Source organism: Pseudoduganella sp. RAF53_2, from assembly GCF_052113985.1.
Taxonomy (GTDB): Bacteria; Pseudomonadota; Gammaproteobacteria; order Burkholderiales; family Burkholderiaceae_D; genus Rugamonas.
Genome location: NZ_JBFRDW010000432.1, coordinates 1 through 5,222, shown reverse-complemented (window position 1 = coordinate 5,222; position 5,222 = coordinate 1). Strand labels below are relative to the sequence as shown.

General features: G+C 60.5%; 5 protein-coding genes, 1 tRNA gene and 1 pseudogene. 4 read left to right on the top strand and 3 right to left on the bottom strand.

The window, feature by feature from the left end; genetic code table 11:
- The 3 genes and pseudogenes from AB4Z11_RS22090 to AB4Z11_RS22080 all read right to left on the bottom strand — a co-directional run.
- A pseudogene (locus tag AB4Z11_RS22090) lies at nucleotides 1-445 on the bottom strand (SAM-dependent methyltransferase); the annotation flags it as partial.
- Nucleotides 446-460: 15 nt separating this feature from the next.
- Nucleotides 461-1,069, bottom strand: a complete 609-nt coding sequence (gene purN / locus AB4Z11_RS22085) for a phosphoribosylglycinamide formyltransferase (RefSeq protein WP_442027692.1) — start codon at nucleotides 1,067-1,069, stop codon at nucleotides 461-463.
- A gap of 93 nt (nucleotides 1,070-1,162) precedes the next feature.
- Nucleotides 1,163-1,561, bottom strand: a complete 399-nt coding sequence (locus tag AB4Z11_RS22080) for a barstar family protein (protein ID WP_442027690.1) — start codon at nucleotides 1,559-1,561, stop codon at nucleotides 1,163-1,165.
- A 312-nt stretch (nucleotides 1,562-1,873) separates the two neighbouring features.
- Between AB4Z11_RS22080 and AB4Z11_RS22075 the strand changes: the two genes are divergently transcribed.
- The 4 genes from AB4Z11_RS22075 to AB4Z11_RS22060 all read left to right on the top strand — a co-directional run bounded on the left by AB4Z11_RS22075 (nucleotide 1,874) and on the right by AB4Z11_RS22060 (nucleotide 5,212).
- The gene (locus AB4Z11_RS22075; protein WP_442027689.1) at nucleotides 1,874-2,386 is read left to right on the top strand and encodes a glycine zipper 2TM domain-containing protein; all 513 of its coding nucleotides are present in this window, start codon (nucleotides 1,874-1,876) and stop codon (nucleotides 2,384-2,386) included.
- 108 nt (nucleotides 2,387-2,494) lie between these two features.
- Nucleotides 2,495-3,295, top strand: coding sequence for a spermidine synthase (locus AB4Z11_RS22070; protein ID WP_442027688.1), 801 nt, complete (start codon nucleotides 2,495-2,497; stop codon nucleotides 3,293-3,295).
- A gap of 9 nt (nucleotides 3,296-3,304) precedes the next feature.
- Entirely contained in the window at nucleotides 3,305-5,074 is a 1,770-nt protein-coding gene (locus tag AB4Z11_RS22065) for a GspE/PulE family protein (protein WP_442027687.1), read from the top strand.
- A 62-nt stretch (nucleotides 5,075-5,136) separates the two neighbouring features.
- A tRNA-Lys gene (locus tag AB4Z11_RS22060) sits at nucleotides 5,137-5,212 on the top strand.
- Nucleotides 5,213-5,222: the final 10 nt, after the last annotated feature.

The following is a 5,222-nucleotide window of genomic DNA, read 5'->3' as shown; positions in this document are numbered from 1 at the left end:
GCGCCGGGGTGTTCAGGGCATCGGCCAGCACCAGGGTTTCTTCTTCGCCGTACTGCGCCACCAGCTTGTCGAACAGCCATTTCGGCATATTGGCGCGCATGGACTTATGCAGCAGCGAGCGGTCGATTTCCAGCTGGCGTTTCAGCCACTCCGCCTCGTCCGTCGACAGGCCGCCCAGCGCGTCGAAACCGACGGCATCGGCCATGCCCAGCAGGACCAGGCGGCGCATGGTGGCGCCACCGCCCGCTTCGGCGCGGTCGGTGAAGAAGGCCTTGTTACGCAGTACGGCGTAGATGCACTCGGCAATGGCGCCGCGCTCGCGGCCGCCCAGCTTCGGGTGGTCCTTGAAGAAGCGGGACAGCGTGGTATCGGCCGGCGCCGCAAAGCGCAGGATTTCGCGCAGCACATCTTCGGCGCTGGTCAGGATAAACGGGGGCAAACGCATAACAATCTTTCTTATTCAGTTGTGGTCCACGTGGACCTTGCCATCCTCGATCCGCAGGCGGTCTTCGACGAACCAGCGGATAGCACGAGGGTACAGCACATGTTCCTGCTCCAGCACACGGGAAGCCAGCAGTTCAGGCGTATCGCCCGGCATCACAGCCACGGAGGCCTGGTCCACCATCGGGCCGTGATCCAGGTCGGCGGTCACGAAGTGCACGGTGGCGCCGTGGCGCTCGTGGCCCGCGGCCAGTGCCTGTTCGTGCGTATGCAGGCCCGGGAAGTGCGGCAGCAGCGACGGATGGATATTCAGCATGCGGCCAGTGTAGTGCTCGACAAAGCCTGGCGTCAGGATACGCATGAAGCCGGCCAGCACGACCAGGTCGGGCTGATACGAATCGATTACCTCTTGCAAAGCGGCGTCGAAGGCCTCGCGGCTAGGATATTCCTTGTGCGCGACCACGGCGGTCGGAATGCCATGGCTGGCGGCAAATTCCAGTCCTTTGGCGTCGGCTTTATTGCTGATGACGGCGGCGATGCGGGCGGGCCATTGTTCGGCCTGCGCGGCACGGACCACAGCTTCCATATTGCTTCCGCGGCCCGAAATGAGGATGACGATGTTTTTCATGGCCGCCATTGTACCTGCTACGGCCGGGCAGCGCGATATTATGCTGCATCGCAGCAATGCTGGCAAGGGGGAGCGAAATGCGACGGCGCGTGCTTACTCGAAGGAGTAGAAAACGCGGAACGGGACTTTTTTCTCGGCCCAGTAATCGGCCGCATCACGGAAGACATCCAGCAGGCACTCACGTGCTTCACGATCAAATTTCTGGGTATTCGGCAGCTGTTCCAGCACGACCAGGAAACCGGTCTGCTCGCCTGCTTTATTCATCGTTTCGGTCAGGGTTTCACGCAGAGCGTCGAAGTTTTTGCCGCAGGGTTTCGGCATATAAAACGATTCGGCGATAATTCCCAACACCTGCTGCTTGGTCTGCCCATGATGGCAGTGTGCATACAAAAAGTGCTGCCCCAAGCGGGCTGCCTCTTCCTGCAGCTCGCCCACGCGAAAGGCGCGGATGGACTGCACTAAATTAGGCGGCACAGTGATCAACAAACTCATCTTTTCCTCAAATCGACCTTGTGATGTACGGTACTTGTAGTGCCGCTGGCGGGTCAATGCGCCGGGCTTTCTCCCTGTCAATCTGATTCCATACGGGTATTAGGGTAACGTGTTGTATCCGCTGAATCAACTCGAATGTGATGTCAATCGCAAGATTTGTTAAAAACAGAACATAATAAGCCAGTTTTAAGCGGCACGTTACAATTTGTTGCCATCGCTGACAACCTCCCGATACATTCGAGCGTTACCATATCTGGGTGCAATTCCCATTTCTCCGTGAACTGCCCAAAAACGCCAAATGAGGTAAATAATATGAAGCTCACTTCTACACTGCTGCTCTCCCTCGCCAGCCTGGGCGCCTTGCCTCTGGCTCAAGCGCAAGCTACCGATTTCGAAGATTACGGCCGCGTAACCCGCGTTACGCCACAGGTTGAACAGGTCAACCGTCCGCGCCAGGAATGCCGTACCGAGTATGTCCAGACCCAACAGCCAGCCGAACGCGGCGTAGGCGGTTCCGTGGTGGGCGGTATTGCCGGCGCCCTGCTGGGCAGCACGGTTGGCCGTGGTAATGGCCGCACTGCCGCCACCGCGGCCGGCGCCATCGCCGGCGCCGTGGTCGGCGATYGCGTACAGAACCAGGACGCCGGCCCAGGCCCGGTGCAGGAACAGGCCGTCAAGCAGTGCCGCACCGTTGACCACTGGGAATCGCGCACCAATGGCTACCAGGTCGAGTACGATTATCGCGGCCGCAATTACACCAGCGTCATGAGCTACGACCCGGGCCAGCGCATTMGCCTGCGCGTGTCCGTGGAACCGATGCAATAAAAGCCGGCGGATCGATGATCCGCCCTACGCTACAACGCCGGCCCAGTGCCGGCGTTTTTTATTTGTTCGCTTGCTTCCGGGCAAAACATCGCGGGATAATGCCTCACTATGCTGATCAAACGTAAATCCATCGAAAAAGAAGAATCCTCCCGCCCTGCGCGTTCCGCCCCTGCTCCGCGCAAGCCGAAATTCGCGCCGGTTACCCTGTCCGAAATGGATGGCGTGCGCTATCTGCATTTCGGCACCGAATGGGTGCAGGGCGCCATGCGCATCCGCAAACCGGACTGGCCGGAGCTGGAGTACGCTCAGCAGATGATGGCATGGATGCTGTGGATCGAGGAACCGCGCGCTATCGCCCAGCTGGGCCTGGGCACCGGTGCGCTGACCAAGTTCTGCTACAAGCACTTCCCGCAAGCCTCGGTCACGGCCATTGAGCTGAACCCTTCCGTGGTCGCGATCTGCGCTTCCATGTTCAAGCTGCCGGACAACGACGAGCGCCTGCAAGTGATCGAAATAGATGCGATGGATTACGTCACCGACCGCGCCAACCACGGCGCGCTGGACGCCCTGCAGGTGGACCTGTACGACGCCACTGCGCGCGGTCCCGTGCTGGATACGCCGGAGTTCTACCAGGCTTGCGCCGCTTGCCTGAATGACGACGGCATCATGACCGTCAACTTGTTCGGCGATCACCCCAGCTATGCGAAGAATCTGAAAGCGATGAAGTTCGCCTTCGCGCAAGTGGTGTCGCTGCCGCAGGTGCATGACGGGAACGTGGTCGCCATCGCCTTCAAGACCAAACGCGATATCGACGTCAAAGAGCTGGCCGAACGCGCCGCGCAAATCGTGGCCGACACCAGGCTGCCCGCCAAATCCTGGCTCAAGGGCATCAAAGCCAGCCAAAGCTAAAGGACCTACATGACCAAGGCACTCGATCTTCAACAGATATTCACCTGGCTGCTGGCCGATGGCATGGTCGAGAAAGCCGAAGTCAAGGCCCACTACACGCAAGCGCAGGGCATCCTGCGCAACACGCCGGGCGCCATGCATCCGCTGAGCGCCGTCGCCCACTGCAAGCTGTCCCACGCAAAATCCCACAAGCTGCTGACGCTCGATGGGCTGAGCGAATGGCTGGCCGACCGCTGCCAGCTGCCCTTCTATCGCATCGATCCGCTCAAGGTCGACTTCACCAAGGTGGCGGATGTGATGTCCGCCAGCTATGCGGCGCGCTTCAATATCCTGCCGGTGGAGATGAACCTGGACACGCTGGTGGTGGCCACCGCCGATCCCTTCGCGCTGGAGTGGGAGGCGGAGATCGCCAAGATCGCGCGCCGCACCATCAAGCGCGTGATCGCCAATCCGCTCGACATTGCGCAGTACACCTCGCAGTTCTTCACGCTGGCCAAGTCGATCAAGAAGGCCAACAAATCCACCGGCCAGGACGTCGCGCTGCGCAATAACTTCGAGCAGCTGGTCGAGATGGGCAAGACCAATAAGCAGGTCGACGCCAATGACCAGCACGTGGTCAATATCGTGGACTGGCTGTGGCAGTACGCTTTCGAACAGCGCGCCTCCGATATCCACCTGGAGCCCAAGCGCGACCTCGGCACCATCCGCTTCCGTATCGACGGCGTGCTGCATCAGGTGTATCAGGTGCCGGCGGTGGTGATGATCGCGATGACGGCGCGTATCAAGCTGCTGGGCCGCATGGACGTGATCGAGAAGCGCCGTCCGCAGGATGGCCGTATCAAGACCCGTACCGCAGGCGGACAGGAAGTTGAACTGCGTCTGTCCACCCTGCCGACCGCGTTTGGCGAAAAGCTGGTGATGCGTATCTTCGATCCGGACGTGGTGGTGAAGACCCTGCCGGAACTGGGCTTCCCGGCCGACGATGCCGCGCGCTGGGATGCGTTGACCAATCGTCCGCACGGCATCATCCTCGTCACCGGGCCGACCGGCTCGGGCAAGACCACCACGCTGTACACCACGCTGAAGGCACTGGCGACGTCGGAGGTCAATGTCTGTACCGTGGAAGACCCGATCGAGATGGTCGAATCTTCCTTCAACCAGATGCAGGTGCAGCCCAGCATCGACCTCACCTTTGCCGATGGCGTGCGCGCCCTGATGCGTCAGGACCCGGACATCATCATGGTCGGTGAGATCCGCGACCTGGCCACCGCCGAGATGGCGATCCAGGCCGCACTGACGGGCCACCTGGTGCTGTCCACCTTGCACACCAATGACGCGCCGTCCGCCGTGATGCGCTTGCTGGAATTGGGCGTGCCCTATTACCTGCTGGAAGCTACGCTGATCGGCATCATGGCGCAGCGCCTGGTGCGTACGCTGTGCACCGACTGCAAGACATCGGAAGGCGGCGAGATCGCCGATGATATCTGGCAGGGCCTTGGCGGCCAGTGGAACATCCCCAAGCCGGACAAGGTCTATCGCCCCGTCGGCTGCCCCGAATGCCGCCAGACCGGTTACCGCGGCCGTACCGGCATTTACGAGCTGCTGACCGTGACCGAGGCCTTCAACAATCTGGTGCAGGAAGAGACGGACATCTCCGCATTGCGCAAGCAGGCCATCGCGGACCAGATGAAACCCCTGCGCATCGCCGGCGCCTACAAAGTCCGCGACGGCGTGACCACAGTGGAAGAAGTGCTGAAAGTCACCGCCGCATTGGGATAAACGATTTTTGCAAATTCCTCTTGGCAGACGCCAATCGGCTTGTATATAATACGGCCTCTTTCGGGTCGTTAGCTCAGCTGGTAGAGCAGCGGACTTTTAATCCGTTGGTCGCAGGTTCGAATCCCGCACGGCCTACCACGAATAGATC

Excerpts from the sequence above, each read along its gene's own strand:
- AB4Z11_RS22080 (WP_442027690.1), bottom strand. The coding sequence starts at position 1,561 with ATGAGTTTGTTGATCACTGTGCCGCCTAATTTAGTGCAGTCCATCCGC.
- purN (WP_442027692.1), bottom strand. The coding sequence starts at position 1,069 with ATGAAAAACATCGTCATCCTCATTTCGGGCCGCGGAAGCAATATGGAA.
- AB4Z11_RS22065 (WP_442027687.1), top strand. The coding sequence starts at position 3,305 with ATGACCAAGGCACTCGATCTTCAACAGATATTCACCTGGCTGCTGGCC.
- AB4Z11_RS22070 (WP_442027688.1), top strand. The coding sequence starts at position 2,495 with ATGCTGATCAAACGTAAATCCATCGAAAAAGAAGAATCCTCCCGCCCT.